Below are 19,035 nucleotides of genomic sequence, written 5' to 3'. Positions count from 1 at the left end.
TCCAAATTTATAAACTTCCCTTTGTAGACATTACTCCCTCTATATTTTCATTAATTCTTGAAGCGCTGTACAGAGCCCTTCCAAACCCTTTAAATATTGACTCTGCGATATGGTGTGAATTTTCACCATACATTAGATTTATGTGAAGAGTAATATTTGAATTTATTGCAAAGGCGTAGAAAAATTCCTTAATTAATTCAGTTTCAAAATTTCCTATAAACTCAGTTTTAAAAGGAACATTAAATACAAGATAACCTCTCCCGCTTATATCAACCGAAACCATTGACAACGCTTCATCCATAGGTGTAAATACAGTAGAATATCTTTCTATTCCTTTTTTATCATTTAAGCATTTTAAAAATACCTGCCCTAAAACTATCCCTATATCCTCAACTGTATGATGATTATCAATATCTATATCTCCTATTGCTTTTATATTTAAATCAAAAAGTCCATGTTTTGAAAAAAGATTAAGCATATGATTTAAAAAACCTATTTTAGTATCTATTTTTGATTTGCCGCTTCCATCTATATTTAAAAACATGTCTATCTGCGTTTCCATTGTTTTTCTTGTTATGTTATTTTCTCTATTCACAGTTCACCACTCTCTTTACTGCTTCAATAAATTTATCGTTTTCATATCTGCTGCCTATCGTCACCCTTATACAGTTTTTAAGTTCACCTTTTATATAGGATTTCACAGATATTTTATACTCTAAAAGAAGTTTAATAGTTTCTTCAAAATTTTCAAATCTAACAAGTAAAAAGTTAGCACATCCTTTGTAAACCTTAATACCAGGAATATCTTTAAGACTTTTTTGAATATATTCTTTTTCTTTATTAATTTTTTTAATGCTATCTTTAACATCATCAACCTTATCAAGTAAAATAGCTGCTGAAATTTGAGAAAAGGAATTTACATTATAAGGTGATCTTATCTTGTTTAAGGCATCTATTATATTCCCTGCCGCTGCTGCATATCCTATTCTCGCTCCAGCAAGAGAAAAAGCCTTTGATAATGTTCTTAAAACAATAAGTCTTTTTTCATCGTATATTTTATCGATAACAGTTTCTCCCAAAAATTCATAGTAAGCCTCATCGACAACAACAATACTTTCTGTTTCATGAAGTACCTTTAAAATTTCTTCCCTTTTAATAGAAGTTCCTGTTGGATTATTAGGATTGCATAGGAAGATAACCTTTGCATTATATTCATTTGCCTTTTTTATAATTTCAGCTATATTAACTTTAAATTCATCATCGCAGCTTACTTCAATGACCTTTGCTTCTAAAATATCTGCATATATTTTATACATAGGAAATGTTGGAACATGAATTATTATATTATCATTTTTACTTATAAAAACATTTAATATCATTTGTATTATTTCATCTGAGCCATTTCCGCATATTATATTGTCTTCATCTATCATAGTATATTGAGAAAGTTTGCGTCTTAAGGACTTACAATTGGCATCAGGATATCTATTTAAATTTATTTTAGAAATTTCTTTCATAAATATGTCGCAGTAATTTTTAAATAAGTCATAGGGGTTTTCATTTGCGTCGAGTTTTATTTCAAAAATATCATCATTTACTTTATAAGCATTAAGCTCCATTACACTTTTTTTAATTAGATTTTCCATCTTCGAACCTCACCTTAATAGAATTTGCATGTCCATCAAGCCCCTCTTTTTCTGCAAAATAAGCAATTTTATCTTGTACCTTTTTTAAATTATTTTCATCATAAAATATGATGCTACATTTTTTCATAAAGCTCTCAACATTAAGAGCTGATGAAAATTTAGCTGTTCCCGATGTGGGAAGAGTATGATTAGGTCCTGCAAAATAATCCCCTAAAGGCTCTGGAGAATATTTACCTAAGAAAACTGCTCCTGCATTTTTAACTAGCGGCAGCTTTTCAAAGGGATTTTCAACCATAATCTCGAGGTGTTCAGGAGCAATTTCATTACAAATATCAAAAGAAGTTTTTAGGTTATCGGAAATTAAAATTAAACACATATTTTCAATAGATTTTTCAATTATATTTCTTCGGCTTAAATTTTCCTTTTGAATTTTTATATTTTCTATGACCTCTGCAGCTATTTTAGTGCTCGTTGTTATTAAAATCGATGCCGCATTTTCATCATGCTCAGCTTGTGAGAGCATATCTGCTGCGATAAACTTAGGATTTGCACTATCATCTGCTATAATGCATATTTCACTTGGGCCCGCAATCATGTCTATATCTACCTTACCGTAAACTAAAGCCTTCGCCCTTGCAACGAATATGTTTCCAGGGCCTGTTATTTTATTTACAGGCTCTATTGACTCAGTACCATAAGAAAGTGCAGCTATTGCCTGAGCTCCACCTATTTTATAAATCTCATCTATATCGCATATTTTTGCAGCTGCTAAGATATAAGGATTTATTTTACCGTTTTCATCTGGAGGTGATGCTAAAGCTATGGATTTTACTCCTGCTATTTTTGCTGGTACAGCATTCATAAGTACTGTCGATGGATATGCAGCCTTACCTCCTGGAACATATATACCTATTCTTTCAATAGGTGTTACCTTCTGCCCAAGCATAATACCATCGTTTTTAAAAATCATCCATGAGCTTTGAAGAGTTTTTAAATGATAGTCATATATATTCTTTTTGGCCTCCTCGATTATAGAAATAAATTTATCATCTACAATTTCTAAAGCTTCTTTAATTTCCTCATCTTTAACCTTTAATTCTTTAAGCTCTGCTTTATCGAAGCATTTTGTATAATATAAAAGAGCTTTATCCCCCTTTTCTTTAATGTCATTTATTATTTTTAATACTGTATAATCTATATCGCTTAAAAAATCTTCCTTTCTGCTGTTTAAATTTTTAATTATTTCTTTATAATTTGTTTCATTAACATATATCGTTTTCATTCATATGCCTCCTAAAACAATCGACTATTTCATATATCCTGTCTGATTTGCTTTTATAGCTTGCTTTATTTGAAATAAGTCTTGCACTGACAGGACAAATTTCTTCAAGTATTACAAGGCCGTTCTCTTTAAGGGTTGTACCAGTTTCAACTATATCAACTATTACATCTGAAATACCTACAATAGGAGCAAGTTCCACCGAGCCATTCAGTTTTAAAATTTCTACTGGCTCCTTTTTTTTATTAAAATAATCCTTTGCAACATTTGGATATTTTGTTGCAACTCTTAATTTTTTACCCTTTTTATACTCAAAATCCTTTAAAGAAGCTATAGCAAATCTACATTTTCCATATCCTAAATCAAATATTTCATAGACATCACAGTCTGTTTCAAGAAGAGTATCTTTCCCTACAATACCTATATCAGCAGCCCCATATTCAACATAAATCGGAACATCATCCGCCTTCACAAGTATTATTTTTATTTTAGAATTATCATCTTCAAATATAAGCTTTCTTGAATTTTTAAAATCGCTGAAAATTAAACCATTTTCCTCTAATTTTTTTATTGTTATATTTGCTATTCTCCCTTTTGCAACAGCTATTGTTATATAATCCACTTTAAATTCCTCCGTTAATGAATTGGTGTAATTTTATTATTTAATAAAGCATGCTCTAAAAATTTATTTTCTTTACAGGTATAAAAAATCCCGCTATCTATAGAGTTGATTTTAAAAACATCCTTTAAAACATAAACTACTTCCTTTGCCTTGCCTTTAAACTCCTTCAAATGTTCATCATATAACTGTGTTTCAACTATAAAATTATTTCGTCTTAAAGCCTTTGCTAAACCTAATGCATATTCTCTCATATCTTCCTTATAAATCAGAATATAATCTGTTTTAAACATTTCATTCATTTGTTTCATTCTCAGCACCTCCATAATTTCATCTACATTTAATCCAAAACCAGTTGCAGGAATTAAATTGCCGAACCTTTGAGTAAGATTATCATAACGTCCTCCGCTTATAACTTCCCTTCCATGTCCATCTACATATCCTTTGAAAATTGCTCCAGTATAATAGTTAATATTGCTGACTAATCCTAAATCAAATACTATATATTCTTCATAGCCATACTGCATAATTATGTTATATATTTGCTTAATATTTTCTATAGACTCCTCCATTTGACTATTTAAAACTAATTCCTTTGCCTTTGATATAACTTCATCAGGCTTCCCATATAATCTTGGCAATTTTAATAAAACTTCTTTGTTTTTTTCAGGTATATCTATTTCATCAAGAATATTTTTAAGTTCAAAATAATTTTTGCTCTCAATATATTTTCTTATTTCCTTCAATTTTGCTTCATTTATGCAGCAGTCTTTTAAAGCTCCTTTAAAAAAACCCACATGCCCTATTTCAATTATTAAGTTTGTAATTCCACAATTAATAAGGCTGTTAATACCAAGTGCAATTATTTCAGCATCTGAATCCGGTTCAAACCTTCCGAAGTATTCAGCCCCTGCCTGCATAAATTCCTTTTTCCCATAGCCTATGCTACTATTTCTTCTAAAAACATTTACTACATAGGATAATTTCAAGCTCCCTGAAATTTTATTAAAATTTGCTGCTGCGATTCTTGCAATAGGTATTGTCATATCTGGTCTTAATACAAGTATCTTTCCGTTTTCGTCTATAATTTTAAACATTTCATCTCTATCGGTTATAGTATCCATTCCATAAAACAAATCATAAAATTCGAAACTTGGAGTAGAAATAGGTCTATATCCATAACTTCTAAAAAGTTCTTTAATTTTAGATACTGACCATTCCTTTAATTCGTATTCATAGTAAAATATATCTTCAACACCTTCTGGAATTATTTCACATAATTTTTCCAAGCCCATCCCTCACTTTATTATTTTATCACTTTAATTCGTTAAATTGTTAATAAAATAATACACCATTATGTAAGCTCGTGTCAATAAAAAAAGGGCTAAAAAGCCCTTAATTACAAAAAATTTATTATTAATAGTTTACTCCATGAAAATAAACTTCAAAATTATATATTAAATAACAATTCTCCATAGGTTGGGATTGGCCATAACTTTTCATCTACCATAGTTTCCAGCTTGTCAGCATCTTCCCTTAAAGACTGCATAGCAGTAAATACTTTATCCTTATAAAAACATGCTTTTTCATAGATATTTTCTTCAATTTCTGATGCTTTTAAATTTGTATTTTCCAGTACAGCAATATTGTTTTTGAAGGAAGTTAAAACCTTTGATAATTCACATAAAAGTTCTTCTTGAACGCTGATATCAACTGATATGCCTGTATTTTTTATCTCATTAATAGTCTTTGCAATCTCTCCAGTAAACTTAATTGCTGCAGGCAGTATCTGCCTTTTTGCCATATCAAGCATAGTTAAAGCTTCAATATTTATCTGTTTAATATAGGACTCAAGCAATATCTCATATCTTGAATATAATTCATCTCTGCTCAATACATTATGATTTTCAAAGAGTTCAATAGCCTTATCTGTTATAAGAGCCTTTGATGCCTCAACTGTTGACTTTATATTAGCAAGTCCTCTGTTTTCTGCTTCTAAAATCCACTCATTAGAATAGCCGTCTCCATTGAATATAATCCTTTTGTGATTTTTAACTATTTCCTTTAAAATATTTTCAACTTCTGCGTTAAAATCATCGGCTTTTTCAAGTCTGTCTGCTATTTCTTTTAAACTTTCTGCAACAATAGTATTTAATACTGTATTTGCATCTGCAATGGAAGCTGATGATGGAACCATTCTGAATTCAAACTTGTTTCCTGTAAAGGCAAAGGGTGATGTTCTGTTTCTATCTGTTATGTCCTTATGAAGCTTTGGAAGGGTTGTAACTCCTATTTTAAGTTCTTCCTTTTGTTTTACAGCCTTCGCTTCTACTCCGTTTCCAAGCTGATTTAAAACTTCTGTAAGCTGTTCTCCAAGGAAAATAGAAAGTATTGCAGGAGGTGCCTCATTTGCTCCAAGCCTATGGTCATTTCCTACGTTTGCTGCAGATACTCTAAGTAAATCAGCATATTTATCTATAGATTTAATAACCGCACATAAAAATACTAAAAACTGTGCATTTTCGTGGGGTGTTTTTCCAGGGTCTAAAAGATTTTGTCCATCGTCTGTACTTAAAGACCAGTTGTTATGCTTTCCTGAACCATTTACCCCCGCAAAGGGTTTTTCATGAAGGAGGCATACAAGATTATGTCTGTAAGCAACTTTTTTAAGGGTGTCCATAACAATTTGGTTATGGTCAGTCGCTGTATTCGCATCAGTGTATATAGTTGCTATTTCATGCTGAGCAGGAGCAACTTCGTTATGCTTTGTCTTAGCTGATACTCCAAGTTTCCAAAGTTCTATATCGAGTTCTCTCATAAAAGATGCTATTCTTTCTTTAATACTTCCATAATAATGATCCTCAAGTTCCTGACCCTTTGGAGGCTTTGAACCAAATAAAGTTCTTCCTGTAAATACAAGGTCCTTTCTTTTATTGTATATTTCTTTATCAACTATAAAATATTCCTGCTCTGGGCCTACTGTTGGAATAACGCGTTTTGCTGTTGTATTCCCAAAAAGTTTTAATACTCTTAATGCCTGATTTGATAATGCTTCCATTGAACGGAGAAGCGGCGTCTTTTTATCAAGAGCTTCACCTGTATAAGAACAAAATGCAGTTGGTATATAAAGGGTTACCCCTCCTTCATCTTCTTTTAAAAAGGCTGGGGAAGTACAATCCCATACTGTATAGCCTCTTGCTTCAAAAGTTGCTCTAAGACCTCCTGAAGGGAAAGACGAAGCATCCGATTCTCCTTTTATAAGCTCTTTTCCTGAAAATTCAGTTATTGCTTTTCCATCTGATGTTGGAGATATAAATGAGTCATGCTTTTCTGCAGTAACTCCATTTAGTGGCTGAAACCAATGGGTATAATGAGTAGCTCCTTTTTCAATAGCCCAATCCTTCATAGCATTTGCAACGACCTCAGCTACATTAGCTTCAAGAGGCAAGCCTAATTCAATAGTTCTTTTTAATGCCTTGTATGTTTCCTTTGGCAGTCTTTCTCTCATAACCGAATCGTTAAATACATTCACACCGAAAACTTCTGAAATAGTTGATTTGTAACATGATTCACTTTTCATAAACATATCCTCCCTTAAAAAAGATAAGGCACCCCTAAAAGCATGTTATACATGTTTTTAGAAGCGCCGTTGCTTCAAAATCGATTTAATTATATTAATATATTAATAGTATATTACAAAAAAAGCAATATGTTTTTGTTAAAAAAGTGTTAATTGTTTTATTTTATAATGATTTTAGTAAGAGTAAATATAGTAAAATAAATAACTGGCTGATGAATTATATAAATTAAAAGGGAATTTTTACTTATACAGCTTATAAATCTAAAATCTAAATCTAAATTAAATAAACTCTTTTTTTCAGTATAAAATTTCTTTGCAAATAATACACCTAATATATATACCGATAAATATGGAAATAAAGGAACATAATCGAGAGTACTAAACCCATCATATAAAATTCCAAAAGGTATTAGTATCCACGTTTTTGATACTATATTATCAAAATAAAATCCTAATATTAATGAGAATGCGGCAGTAATAAATAATAAATAGTTATTAATTCTTTTTAAAAAAGGAGCTATAATAATGCATATCCCTAAAAAATGCAATACTCCAAATCTTATATAATCTTTAGGAAAAATTATATAGGTTATCGCCGTAATTATCATACCAAGAAAAAGAATCTTAAATCCTCGTTTTGTAGTGTTTTTACTAAATATACTACTTATACCAGAAACAAATATAAAAAGAATAAGAGATGTTTTCCCCACAAGAAACCACGCATTAGACTCATATGGTATATTTATTCCTGCAAATTCTTTTAAATCATAAGCTATATGATAAGAAACCATAAGAACTATTGCTAAGCTTCTTATAAAATCTATCTCTATAATTCTATTTTTTCCCATAAAATCACCTGTTTTTTATTATTTTAGTATAATTATATCACTAAAATAATTTTTATACAGCTATTTTGCCGCTGTGTTTTCCACATCTGTCTCCAAAGCATCCAATTATAATTCCATTCTCCTCTAATTTAATAACCTCACATCTATTAGGACATCCATCACATTCAAAGCTTGATGCTATTATATTGCTCTGTGCAATATTAAATCCTCTGAATTTAGTCCCTTCATCTTTTTTAACAGCTTCGGATGCAAGTATTGCTGCGCCTATTGCTCCCATCATATTATAATGAGCAGGAACACAAACTTCAAAGCCAAGTGCATTTTCAAAAGCAGCTTTCATTCCCTTATTTGCTGCAACCCCTCCTTGGAAAAAAACCTTTTGTATTATTTCCTTTCCCTTTGCAACATTGTTAAGATAGTTTCTGACCAAAGCTTCACAAAGCCCTTTTATAATATCCTCTTGTTTATAACCAAGCTGCTGCTTATGTATCATATCCGATTCTGCAAAAACTGCACATCTCCCAGCAATTCTTACTGTAGATTTTGCTCTTAATGCATAATCTCCAAACTCTTCTATTGGTATCTCAAGCCTTTCAGCCTGGCGGTCGAGAAATGAACCTGTACCGGCAGCACATACAGTATTCATAGCAAAATCTATAACTATTCCATCCCTTAGTATTATGATTTTAGAATCCTGCCCTCCTATTTCAATTATTGTAGAAACTTCTTTATCTATGTTAAGTGCTGCAACAGCATGAGCAGTTATCTCATTTTTTACAGCATCTGCACCAATTAAAAAGGAGGCAATATTCCTTCCGCTTCCTGTTACTCCAGAAGCTGTTATTTGCTTATCATCATATTTCGATTTTAAAATTTTAAAACTCTCCTGTATTACCTGTATAGGCCTGCCTTTCGTTTTTAAATAAAGTTCTTCCACAACATTCAAACTTTTATCTAAAAGGACTATATCGGTACTGACTGAGCCTACATCAACTCCTAAATAATACACTTTTTCTCCTCCTTTCAAGTAAATCAATGAAAGCTTCTATTCTTGTTATGTATCCTGCTTCTCCAGTCATTTCATCTACTATAAGAGACATAATAGGTATATTTAAATCCTTTGAAACAGTTGGAAGTATTGCTTTTGAAACAATCTCAGGCATGCATCCCATAGGAAATATTTGAATTGCACCATCAAATCCTTCATTTTTTGCAATAACTGCCTCTCCAACGCATTCCCTTGCATGACCTCCTATACATAATGAGAGGTACCTTTTTGATGCTTTTTTTATATCTAATGAATTTATTTTTAATGGTGATAGTGCTGTGTTTTTAACCCACCAGCTTGGACTTAATGTTCTTTTTGATGAAACTCCATAATCCATAAGTTTATCTTCAATGTAAAGATTAGAAAAGGGTTCTATTATAGTATAAATTTCCCCGATAATTGCAATCTTAAGAGGCTTTCTCTCTTTATCTATTTCAATAAAATTTATTTTCCTTTTATATTCAGATAAAATATTTATCATTTCATCTGCACTTTTAGAATTTATTGCATCTCTTTTACATTTATTTAGAAGCCTTTTAGAATCGCCTGAATTTTTTTCATAACCTGCAATATAATGAGCATCAGCTTCAATTTCATCAATCATATTAATAATCTTTAAAGCTTTAACTAATGCTTTAATTTTTTCTTTCTTTGATTTACTGCTATTTGAAGATATCTTTCCAACTCTATTAAAAATTTCTTTTATTCCAATATCAGAAGGAACGTCCATTACAATAAAATCAACATTTTTGTTTAATTTTTTGAGTATATTCATTTGAAGCTCGCAATATTCTCCGAATCTGCAGGGGCCGCAGCTTCCAGTAATAATTATGGTATCAGCACCATTTTCTATACTTTTTATGTAATTTCCTATCATAATTTTGAATGGAAGACATATCTCTTCTGGCGAATATAGTGTTCCTATTTCAAGTGCTTCCTTATTGCTCAGGGGAGGAACTACATATTCAATTCCCAGTTCATCAAAAAGTGCTTTTGCTGCAAAATAAACGTTACCAAGATGCGGAAATGTTATCTTCAATACCTTTCCTCCTTTCAATCATATCAACAAATGCTTCGATTCTTGTATCAAATCCTGCCTCTCCTGTATGTTCATCTATTTTTAGTATTAAAAAAGGAAAATTTCCTATCCTGTCTTTAATAAGTTCAATTACAACAGAATCAATTCCACAGGCAAAGGAGGATATATATATGATTCCATCAACAAGACTATTTTCCGCTAAATATGTAGTAAAACCATAGGTATTTCTTGCAAAGGTCCAAAAGGGTTTTTTATAAAGATTTAAAACCTGCCTGTTTATGTATTCCTCATTTAATTTTTCTTCAGTTATAACTCCTACATTCAATCTATTTAATTTTTTTATTACATTCATATTTAAAAAATTGTCATATATATTGTAGGGATGCCCCGAGAGGGCTACATTGATTTTATAATTTTTATCTCTAATTCCTTTTTTGCTGTCTTTATGCTTTTTCAAAGAAATAGAAAATGCATTTTCAATTTTTCTTCTATCATTGGTTATTTTTTCTCCTATACTAAAAGCCCATTTTTTTAATACTGTCTTTGAATCTGCATATAAAGTATCTTGAATCACAGGCGGCAAATTTGGTATGCTATTTTTTACCATTTCAGGCAGACCGCAAAATTTAGGGCAGATAAATTCATTTTTATATAGCCTCATTATTCTTGGTATAAAAATCATATCGCTCTTTTCTCTTAAAGAATAAACATGACCATGAAAAACTTTAATAGGAAGGCAAGCCTCATCTACACAATATTTAACCCCATTATCCAAAATAGTTTTATTAGTATTTTCAGAATAAATTATTTCACATCCTAATTCATAGAAAAAGCTATCAATAAAAGTTTGATAGTTATAATATAAAAGTCCTCTTGGTATTCCTATTTTCATCATATCACCACATATTTTTTATTAACATTTATGTATTCTTTCCAGTTAATCACCATATTATTCATATATGGTGATTAAGTCTTATATAATATATTGATAACACTTTTATTTTTTGTAACATATCTTTTTTATTATGTATATATTAATATTAATCGATAAACTTAGAGGTGAAAGCATGTCTTTATCAGCCAGAGAGCTTTTAGCAAGATTAATCAAATGCGAAGCTGAAGGTGAAGGAGAAAACGGCATGAAAGCCGTAGCTACTGTTGTTATGAATAGAGTTCATGTAACTGGAGGGGAATATTTAAGAACAGGTCAGGGGGATTTAAGGAAAGTTATCCTTCAACCCTATCAATTCACATGTGCTCTAACGGAAGTATACGGTCAGCCAAATCCTCAAAACATTTATAATATGAATCCTGATCAAATACACTATGATATAGCTGATTGGGCTTTATCAGGAAATAAACTTTCAGGTTCAGAATTAGCATTATGGTACTATAATCCTTTTAGCCCTACTTGTGCTGCTTATTTTCCTAAAAACAAATCCGGTGTTTACACCACAAGGATTGTTCAGCATTGTTTTTATAATCCAACATCATTATATTGGAAAACATGATATAGGAGGTATTATATGTCAAAGGATAACTTTGAAAACAACATTTACGAACAGTCAGGCTACAATTTTGGTTACTACTGCCCACCTATTTTCAGGTACCCCTGCGATGAAGATTGTGATAAAGCTTCTTTCGATGACAGGCAGACACAGCCTGGAATGCTTGATACTCCGCCACCTGACACATCCTTTCAATCTACAACAGAACCTATACTTACCGATATTGGATATACTCAAGCATTTTTGAAAACACAAATTGGAAAGAGAGTTAGAATCACTTTTCTCATTGGAACAACTAATTTAACAGACAGGGTAGGAATACTCGACCAAGTGGGAGTAAGCTATATAGTTTTAAAAGTACCAGAATCTAATATTAGGGTTTTGTGCGATTTATATGCAATAAAATTCGTAGATATTTTTGAACCTCAAAGTCCTATGCCTTCTCAGAATATGATGGGAAATATGCAAAATCAACCGGGATACTGCATGATGGGAATGCCTTACATGGGACCAAGACTTGATTTTGACCCTTCAGAAACTTTATAGGCGGCAAAGCCGCCTATTTTATTTTTTGTGGATTTATTTTTATATTTAGCTTAAAATAACATTGGAGGTGTTATTATGACAGAGGCTGTTTTAAACAGTTTTATACATAATAATAAAATATATAATGTTTCAGAATTTGACAATATTTATTCAGAAAAATTCCCTTCGATTTATGAAGTAATTAGAATAATAGATAAAGTACCTATATTTTTAGAAGAACATTATGAAAGATTAAAACATTCTGCTGAAATTATAGGTTATAAACTCAACTTATCGATTGAAAGTATTAAAGAAAATATAAATAAGATGATAGAACTTAATTATGTAGATAATTACAACATAAAGATTGTTTTAAACGATTTTAATTTAAATTTAAACGAATATTATTATTTTATAAAAAGCACTTATCCAGAGCCAAAGATGTACAAAGAAGGAGTTAAAGCCTGCCTTTATCATGCTGTTAGAGAAAATCCAAATGCCAAAATAATAAATGCAGAATTAAGAAATGAAATAAATAATATTTTAAATAAGGGAAAATATTATGAAGCTATTCTCGTTAATAACGGGGAGATTACAGAAGGCAGCCGCTCAAATATATTTTTTATAAAAGATGATTCCCTTTATACTTCCCCATTATCAAAAGTACTGCCGGGAATAACAAGGCAAAAAATATTAAACCTATGTCAAAAAAACAATATCAATATTTATGAATATCCAATATATGCTAATGAGATAGAAAGTTATGATGCTGCTTTTATAAGCGGTACATCACCTAAAGTTCTACCTATATCTAAAATCAATGATATTTCATTTAATACACAAAATAAACTCCTTCTAAAAATAATGAATCTCTATGATGAAGAAATAAAAATTTACATATCAAAACAAAAATAGGCGCTTTGCGCCTATTTTTCTGCTCTCCAAAGCCCATGCAGGTTGCAGTATTCTCTTGCAAAAATAACATCACCTTTAACATCAAAAAATGCCTCAGGTTTATTATCAGGGCTTAAAAACTTTTTATAAACCATATTATCCACATTAATTTCTATCCATTCTATGTAATGCTCCTTTGTCATAGGATGTTCAACACTTCCAACTTTTACAAGTATACCGTCATCCTTTTTTTCAATAACAGGTACATGTTTTTCCTTTGATGCATCTACTGTGTTTTCCTTCTTCAAAGTCATAGGCTTTCCACAGCAAACAAGCTGACCTGCACCTGCATGTAAAACTTCTACTATGTTTCCACAAACTTCACATTTATAAACTTGACCTTTTTCTGTCATTTAAAGCCCTCCTTTAATAATTATTTTCCTTTAATAATATTTTAATATACAGAAAATTAAATGCAATAACTTTCATGCTTTATTACAGAAAATTATTTTTTAAAATTGAAATTTTATATTGCTACACCTTCATATTTAGATTATAATATCAATTATAGTATTTATGTATGTTTGTATACAATTATACAGGGAGGTATAACAATGAAGGCTGAATTAAATAATATAACAAATTTAATGGAACTAAAAAAACATGATTATACTATAGAAGATGTTGATACGCCAAATCTGTACAGACACATATTCCCCTACAGTGAGATACCTAAAATAACTTTTAATTATAAAAATATCCCTATATACGTTCCAGATGAAATATGGATAACTGATACAACCTTTAGAGATGGCCAGCAAGCTATATCCCCCTTTACTACTGAACAAATCGTAACGATATATGAGTATCTTCATAAACTGGATAATAATTCTGGAATAATAAGACAAACTGAATTCTTTTTATATACAGAAAGAGATAGAAAGGCTTTGGAAATATGTCTTTCTAAAGGATATAAATTTCCTGAAATAACCACATGGATTAGAGCAAAGAAGGAAGATTTTAAGCTCGTTAAAGATGCAGGAGTTAAGGAAACCGGCATTCTTATGTCATGTTCAGATTATCATATATTTAAAAAGCTCAACATGACAAGAAGACAGGCTTTAAATCAATATCTTTCAATTGCCTCCGATGCATTTGAAAATGGTATAATACCAAGATGCCACCTTGAAGATATAACAAGAGCAGATTTTTTTGGCTTTGTAGTTCCTCTTGTCAACGAACTTAATAAGCTGTCACAGGAAGCAAAAATGCCTTTTAAGATAAGAATATGCGATACATTAGGTCTTGGGGTATCTTTCCCTGGGGTTGAACTGCCAAGAAGTATTCCTGCGATAGTATATGGTTTAAGGCATCATTGTAATCTATCATCAGAGAATTTAGAGTGGCATGGTCATAATGATTTTTACAGTGTAGTGACAAATTCTACTGCTGCGTGGCTATATGGTGCATCTTCTGTCAATACTTCCCTTCTTGGAATAGGAGAAAGAACAGGAAATTGTCCCCTCGAGGCCATGTTAATTCAGTATGGTCAATTAAGAGGTAACACTAAGAATATGAGACTTGAACTTTTAACCGAGATAGCAGAATACTTTGAAAAGGAAATAAACTACTCTATACCGCCGAGAACCCCATTTGTAGGCAAAGAATTCAATGTTACAAGAGCCGGCGTTCACGCTGATGGTATACTTAAAAATGAAGAAATATATAATATATTCGATACTGGGAAAATTTTAAATCGTCCTTTAATAGTTGCAGTAAATGAATACTCAGGCCTTGCAGGAATAGCAGCATGGATTAATACGTATTTTAAACTAGCTGATAATAAAATAGACAAAAAACATCCTATAGTTCAAAAAATAAAGGATTGGGTGGACAGCGAGTACGAAAAGGGCAGAACAACAGTTATAAGCAATAGCGAACTTGAAGAATCGGTAAAAAAATATATGCCTGACTTGCTATCTAAAATCAATAATACTGCATCTAAAAAAGATTACAAATTTAAAAATAGAAAGATAAATAGAAATTTAAAGATAAAAAATATATAGTTGGGGGAATAAACATGAAATTATGTTTAGCAAAAAAAATACTTAAAAATCATTTGGTTTCTGGAGATTTCATATCAGGAAGTGAAATAGGAATAAAAATAGACCAAACATTGACTCAGGATTCTACAGGTACAATGGCATATCTTCAATTTGAAGCTATGGGAATCGATAGAGTAAAAACAAAAAAATCTGTAGCCTATATTGATCACAACACTCTTCAAACAGGCCCTGAAAACGCTGATGACCACGCTTATATAAGAACTATTGCTAAAAAACACGGAATATTCTTTTCAAAGCCCGGCAATGGAATATGCCATCAGGTACATCTTGAAAGATGGGCAGTTCCAGGACAGACTCTTCTTGGTTCTGACAGCCATACACCAACCTGTGGAGGAATAGGAATGCTTGCAATAGGCGCTGGTGGTCTTGATGTAGCTGTTGCAATGGGCGGAGGCCCTTATTACATTACAATGCCTAAAATAATCAATGTTAAACTAACAGGCTCTCTTAATCCTTGCGTTTCTGCAAAAGATATAATACTTGAAATATTAAAAAGACTTTCTGTAAAAGGCGGAGTTGGAAAAATACTCGAATATACAGGTGATGGGGTTAAAAGCTTATCAGTTCCTGAAAGAGCTACAATCGCAAATATGGGAGCTGAACTTGGAGCAACTACATCTATTTTCCCATCAGATGAGCAGACCTATAAGTTTTTAAAAGCACAAGGAAGAGAAAAAGATTTTATTGAACTAAAAGCCGATGATGATGCTGAATATGATGAGGAAATAGTAGTGGATTTGTTAAGCCTTGAACCTTTAGCTGCATGTCCTCATAGCCCTGATAACATTAAAAAAGTATCTGAATTAAAAAGTATAAAAGTTGATCAGATTGCAATAGGCAGTTGTACTAATTCATCCTATACAGATATTATGAAGGCAGTTGAAATACTTAAAGGAAAAACAGTTGCTGAAAATGTATCCTTAGTAATTTCACCCGGCTCAAGGCAGGTTCTTAACATGATATCTCAAAATGGAGGATTGTCAGTTTTAATATCAGCAGGAGCAAGAATATTAGAATGTGCCTGCGGCCCATGTATTGGTATGGGTCAATCTCCTTCAACGGATGCTGTATCTTTAAGAACTTTTAACAGAAACTTTGAAGGGCGCTCTGGAACCTCATCTGCCAAGGTTTATATAGTAAGCCCAGAAGTTGCTGCAGCATCAGCTATTACTGGATATATAACTGATCCAAGAAATCTTGATATTGAAAATAATATAAAAATTGAAATGCCTGATAAATTTATAATAAACGATAATATGATAATACCTCCATCGGAAAATCCTGATGAAATAGAAATACAAAGAGGTCCTAACATAAAACCTTTCCCAAAGGCGCTCCCCCTTTCTGATAATGTATATGGAAAGGTCCTTATTAAGCTTAGTGATAATATTACAACTGACCATATAATGCCTTCTAATGCAAAGCTTTTACCTTATAGATCAAACATACCTTATCTTTCAGAATATTGTTTAACTCCCTGTGATAAATCCTTCCCTGAAAAAGCGAAAAAATACAATGGAGGATTTATTATAGCTGGGGAAAACTATGGACAGGGTTCAAGCAGGGAGCATGCGGCCTTGGTTCCTCTGTATCTTGGGATAAAGGCAGTTCTTGCTAAATCCTTTGCAAGAATACACATGGCAAATCTTATTAATAATGGAATACTTCCTCTTATATTCGATAATCCTTCTGACTACGACGATATAGATGAATTAGATGATTTATCTATAGAATCCTCAATCAGTCAGGTTAAAAATAAGACTGTTATAATTAAAAACAAAACAAAAAATACAGAATATAAGATGCTTCTTAATATTACTGACAGACAGATTGAAATGTTAATACATGGAGGATTATTAAATTACACAAAACAAAACAGCAGATTATAGGAGGTATACTATGAGTTATAATATTACACTTATACCCGGAGACGGGATTGGTCCTGAGGTTATAAACGCTGCAAAACTTGTTCTTGAAAATTGCGGTATAGGTTTTAATTGGGATGTAGTTGAAGCTGGGGAAAATGCAATAAAAAAATACGGCACTCCCCTCCCCCAGAATGTAATTGATTCTATAAATAAGAATAAAATCGCATTAAAAGGTCCTGTAACCACCCCTATTGGAACAGGATTTAAAAGTGTGAACGTTACATTAAGACAGATATTCGATTTATATGCAAATGTAAGACCTGTAAAAACCTTTAAGGGCATTCCCTCAAGGTTTGAAGATGTTGATTTAATAATCGTTAGAGAAAACTCTGAGGATTTATATAAAGGTATAGAACACATGATAGGAGATGATGCTGCAGAGAGCATCAAAATAATTACAAGAAAAGCAAGTGAAAGAATTGCAGATTTCGCATTTAAGCTATCAGTAAATGAAAAGAGAAAAAAGGTTACATCAGTTCATAAAGCAAACATAATGAAATGCACCGATGGTCTTTTTATAAACTGTACAAGAAAAATAGCTCAAAACTACCCAGAAATTGAATACGAAGAGATGATAGTTGATGCAATGAGTATGAAGCTTGTTTTGTCTCCTGAAAAATACGACGTTCTTGTAATGCCTAACTTATATGGGGATATATTATCTGATCTTGCAGCAGGTCTTGTTGGCGGTCTTGGGATGGTCCCAGGTGCAAACATAGGTTTAGATGCAGCAATATTTGAGCCTGTGCATGGTTCAGCACCTGATATTGCAGGCAAAAATAAAGCAAATCCAACTGCTGCCATACTTTCTGCTGTAATGATGTTAAAATATATTGGAGAATTTTCTGCTGCCACAAAAATTGAAAATGCACTAAGAATTGTACTTGAAAATGCAAAATACAGGACTTTCGATCTTGGAGGAAATACTAAAACATCAGAATTTGCACAGGCAGTAGTTGAAAATATGAAATAGTAAAATTAATTCACTATTTTTATTAAATTTACGTAGCCCGTAATACTGAATTTATCAATATTATGGGCTATACTTTTATTCTTACATTTATTTTTTATTTTTAAAAAGCAAATATATACCAAATATTATAATAAATACAGGAAACAAATAATCCCTTATATTATAGAATTCTGGTAATATTTGTTTTAAAGCTATATAAATCGAAATTACAATCAAAATTATCGATATCATCAGACTCTTATTATCTCTATTCCCCAAAATATAGTTTTCAAAAAAACCTATGCCTATGCCCAAAGGATAAACAAAATATAAGTCACTATGGTACATGCCATTAGTTATAGTATTAAAAATAAATAATAACCCATAGGTTAATAATATGCCTCCAAAAATCAAGCTGTTTGATTTATCTCTACCAGCAAAAAAATTATAATGTATCATGATTCCTAATACTATAAGAAAAAAAGGCCACAAATAATTCCATATATTAATATCGATTCCCAGAGTTCTTTGAATGATAAGTATAATTCCTATTCCAACGAGTAAAAGCCCCACAAAAATATTTCTATTCAAAATAACACCACCTTTTAGTATATAATATCCTTAATATCATTATATACTAAAAGGCGGCAAATCCAATATTTTTTTACAAAATAATATTAAGATTGGTCCAATCCATTAAGAACCTTGTCATAAACGTTTATCATACATCGATTTCCATCATAATGGGAACAGTTTTCACAACTAACCCCGCTGTAGTTTAAAAATGAATTATCATTTTTTTTGGGACTATATTCGCTGCAACTTGCTGCTACAGCCATAAGCTGCTCTTTATTTATCAATTTTATCTCCTCCTTTTTCAATGATTATTTTCTACAAAAGTAAAAATAATATGCAGTTTTTGTTTAAACTCCATCAATATAATTATGTATAAATTTACTAAAATTAGTAGTATAATAATCACAAAGAACTTAGTAATCAATTCATTTAAAACACTATTATATTTTTTATCGCAGTACAGCGGT

19 protein-coding genes are annotated in these 19,035 nt (G+C 31.3%); 6 read left to right on the top strand and 13 right to left on the bottom strand.

The annotated features are described in order from the left end of the window. Positions 1 to 7: 7 nt before the first annotated feature. The 10 genes from hisB to B5D15_RS05250 form a co-directional block, all read right to left on the bottom strand. The gene (gene hisB / locus B5D15_RS05295; RefSeq protein ID WP_078696081.1) at positions 8 to 595 is read right to left on the bottom strand and encodes an imidazoleglycerol-phosphate dehydratase HisB; all 588 of its coding nucleotides are present in this window, start codon (positions 593 to 595) and stop codon (positions 8 to 10) included. Beyond that, positions 588 to 1,646 (bottom strand): histidinol-phosphate transaminase, encoded by a 1,059-nt coding sequence (hisC, locus tag B5D15_RS05290; RefSeq protein WP_078696080.1) that lies wholly within the window; start codon positions 1,644 to 1,646, stop codon positions 588 to 590. Before hisC ends, hisB begins: the two co-directional genes overlap by 8 nt. Continuing rightward, positions 1,630 to 2,928 (bottom strand): histidinol dehydrogenase, encoded by a 1,299-nt coding sequence (gene hisD, locus B5D15_RS05285; protein ID WP_078696079.1) that lies wholly within the window; start codon positions 2,926 to 2,928, stop codon positions 1,630 to 1,632. The genes hisC and hisD overlap by 17 nt, the downstream gene beginning before the upstream one ends. Next, entirely contained in the window at positions 2,909 to 3,547 is a 639-nt protein-coding gene (hisG, locus tag B5D15_RS05280; RefSeq protein ID WP_078696078.1) for an ATP phosphoribosyltransferase, read from the bottom strand. The genes hisD and hisG overlap by 20 nt, the downstream gene beginning before the upstream one ends. 14 nt (positions 3,548 to 3,561) lie before the next feature. Next, positions 3,562 to 4,833 (bottom strand): ATP phosphoribosyltransferase regulatory subunit, encoded by a 1,272-nt coding sequence (hisZ, locus tag B5D15_RS05275; protein ID WP_179122202.1) that lies wholly within the window; start codon positions 4,831 to 4,833, stop codon positions 3,562 to 3,564. Between the two features lie 161 nt (positions 4,834 to 4,994). Beyond that, complete coding sequence (locus tag B5D15_RS05270) at positions 4,995 to 7,124, bottom strand: glutamine synthetase III family protein (protein WP_078696076.1); 2,130 nt, start codon at positions 7,122 to 7,124, stop codon at positions 4,995 to 4,997. Between the two features lie 158 nt (positions 7,125 to 7,282). Continuing rightward, positions 7,283 to 7,972, bottom strand: a complete 690-nt coding sequence (locus B5D15_RS05265) for a heparan-alpha-glucosaminide N-acetyltransferase (RefSeq protein WP_078696075.1) — start codon at positions 7,970 to 7,972, stop codon at positions 7,283 to 7,285. A gap of 52 nt (positions 7,973 to 8,024) precedes the next feature. Further along, positions 8,025 to 8,981, bottom strand: coding sequence for an acyl-CoA dehydratase activase (locus B5D15_RS05260; protein ID WP_078696074.1), 957 nt, complete (start codon positions 8,979 to 8,981; stop codon positions 8,025 to 8,027). Next, positions 8,962 to 10,059, bottom strand: coding sequence for an acyl-CoA dehydratase activase-related protein (locus tag B5D15_RS05255; RefSeq protein WP_078696073.1), 1,098 nt, complete (start codon positions 10,057 to 10,059; stop codon positions 8,962 to 8,964). Before B5D15_RS05255 ends, B5D15_RS05260 begins: the two co-directional genes overlap by 20 nt. Then, positions 10,031 to 10,951, bottom strand: coding sequence for an acyl-CoA dehydratase activase-related protein (locus B5D15_RS05250; protein ID WP_078696072.1), 921 nt, complete (start codon positions 10,949 to 10,951; stop codon positions 10,031 to 10,033). Before B5D15_RS05250 ends, B5D15_RS05255 begins: the two co-directional genes overlap by 29 nt. 175 nt (positions 10,952 to 11,126) lie before the next feature. Between B5D15_RS05250 and B5D15_RS05245 the strand changes: the two genes are divergently transcribed. The 3 genes from B5D15_RS05245 to B5D15_RS05235 all read left to right on the top strand — a co-directional run bounded on the left by B5D15_RS05245 (position 11,127) and on the right by B5D15_RS05235 (position 13,007). Then, entirely contained in the window at positions 11,127 to 11,570 is a 444-nt protein-coding gene (locus B5D15_RS05245; protein WP_078696071.1) for a cell wall hydrolase, read from the top strand. A 15-nt stretch (positions 11,571 to 11,585) separates the two neighbouring features. Further along, positions 11,586 to 12,113: a hypothetical protein gene (locus tag B5D15_RS05240; protein WP_078696070.1), complete on the top strand. Its 528-nt coding sequence runs from the start codon at positions 11,586 to 11,588 to the stop codon at positions 12,111 to 12,113. A 75-nt stretch (positions 12,114 to 12,188) separates the two neighbouring features. Continuing rightward, positions 12,189 to 13,007: an aminotransferase class IV gene (locus tag B5D15_RS05235; RefSeq protein ID WP_078696069.1), complete on the top strand. Its 819-nt coding sequence runs from the start codon at positions 12,189 to 12,191 to the stop codon at positions 13,005 to 13,007. Positions 13,008 to 13,018: 11 nt separating this feature from the next. Here the strand turns inward: B5D15_RS05235 and B5D15_RS05230 are convergent, their stop codons facing one another. Next, positions 13,019 to 13,399: a desulfoferrodoxin gene (locus B5D15_RS05230; RefSeq protein ID WP_078696068.1), complete on the bottom strand. Its 381-nt coding sequence runs from the start codon at positions 13,397 to 13,399 to the stop codon at positions 13,019 to 13,021. A 234-nt stretch (positions 13,400 to 13,633) separates the two neighbouring features. On the opposite strand from B5D15_RS05230, the gene B5D15_RS05225 reads away from it, so the two are divergent. The 3 genes from B5D15_RS05225 to B5D15_RS05215 are packed head-to-tail and all read left to right on the top strand — an operon-like array spanning position 13,634 to position 18,013. Next, positions 13,634 to 15,052 carry a beta/alpha barrel domain-containing protein gene (locus B5D15_RS05225; protein ID WP_078696150.1) on the top strand — a complete coding sequence of 473 codons (1,419 nt, stop codon included), beginning with the start codon at positions 13,634 to 13,636 and terminating at the stop codon, positions 15,050 to 15,052. Between the two features lie 14 nt (positions 15,053 to 15,066). Further along, positions 15,067 to 17,001 (top strand): aconitate hydratase, encoded by a 1,935-nt coding sequence (locus B5D15_RS05220; RefSeq protein ID WP_078696067.1) that lies wholly within the window; start codon positions 15,067 to 15,069, stop codon positions 16,999 to 17,001. 10 nt (positions 17,002 to 17,011) lie between these two features. Next, the gene (locus tag B5D15_RS05215; RefSeq protein WP_078696066.1) at positions 17,012 to 18,013 is read left to right on the top strand and encodes an isocitrate/isopropylmalate dehydrogenase family protein; all 1,002 of its coding nucleotides are present in this window, start codon (positions 17,012 to 17,014) and stop codon (positions 18,011 to 18,013) included. 87 nt (positions 18,014 to 18,100) lie between these two features. On the opposite strand, the gene B5D15_RS05210 is transcribed toward B5D15_RS05215, so the two are convergent. Both B5D15_RS05210 and B5D15_RS05205 read right to left on the bottom strand, forming a co-directional pair. After that, the gene (locus tag B5D15_RS05210) at positions 18,101 to 18,583 is read right to left on the bottom strand and encodes a LiaI-LiaF-like domain-containing protein (RefSeq protein WP_078696065.1); all 483 of its coding nucleotides are present in this window, start codon (positions 18,581 to 18,583) and stop codon (positions 18,101 to 18,103) included. Positions 18,584 to 18,669: 86 nt separating this feature from the next. Continuing rightward, positions 18,670 to 18,852, bottom strand: coding sequence for a hypothetical protein (locus tag B5D15_RS05205; protein WP_078696064.1), 183 nt, complete (start codon positions 18,850 to 18,852; stop codon positions 18,670 to 18,672). Between the last annotated feature and the right edge of the window lie 183 nt (positions 18,853 to 19,035).

This window comes from Caloramator quimbayensis (assembly GCF_900167605.1).
In the GTDB taxonomy this organism is placed as follows: Bacteria; Bacillota; Clostridia; order Clostridiales; family Caloramatoraceae; genus Caloramator_B; species Caloramator_B quimbayensis.
Note: the sequence above shows the minus strand (reverse complement) of the source record. Positions and strands in the feature narration are given on the sequence as shown.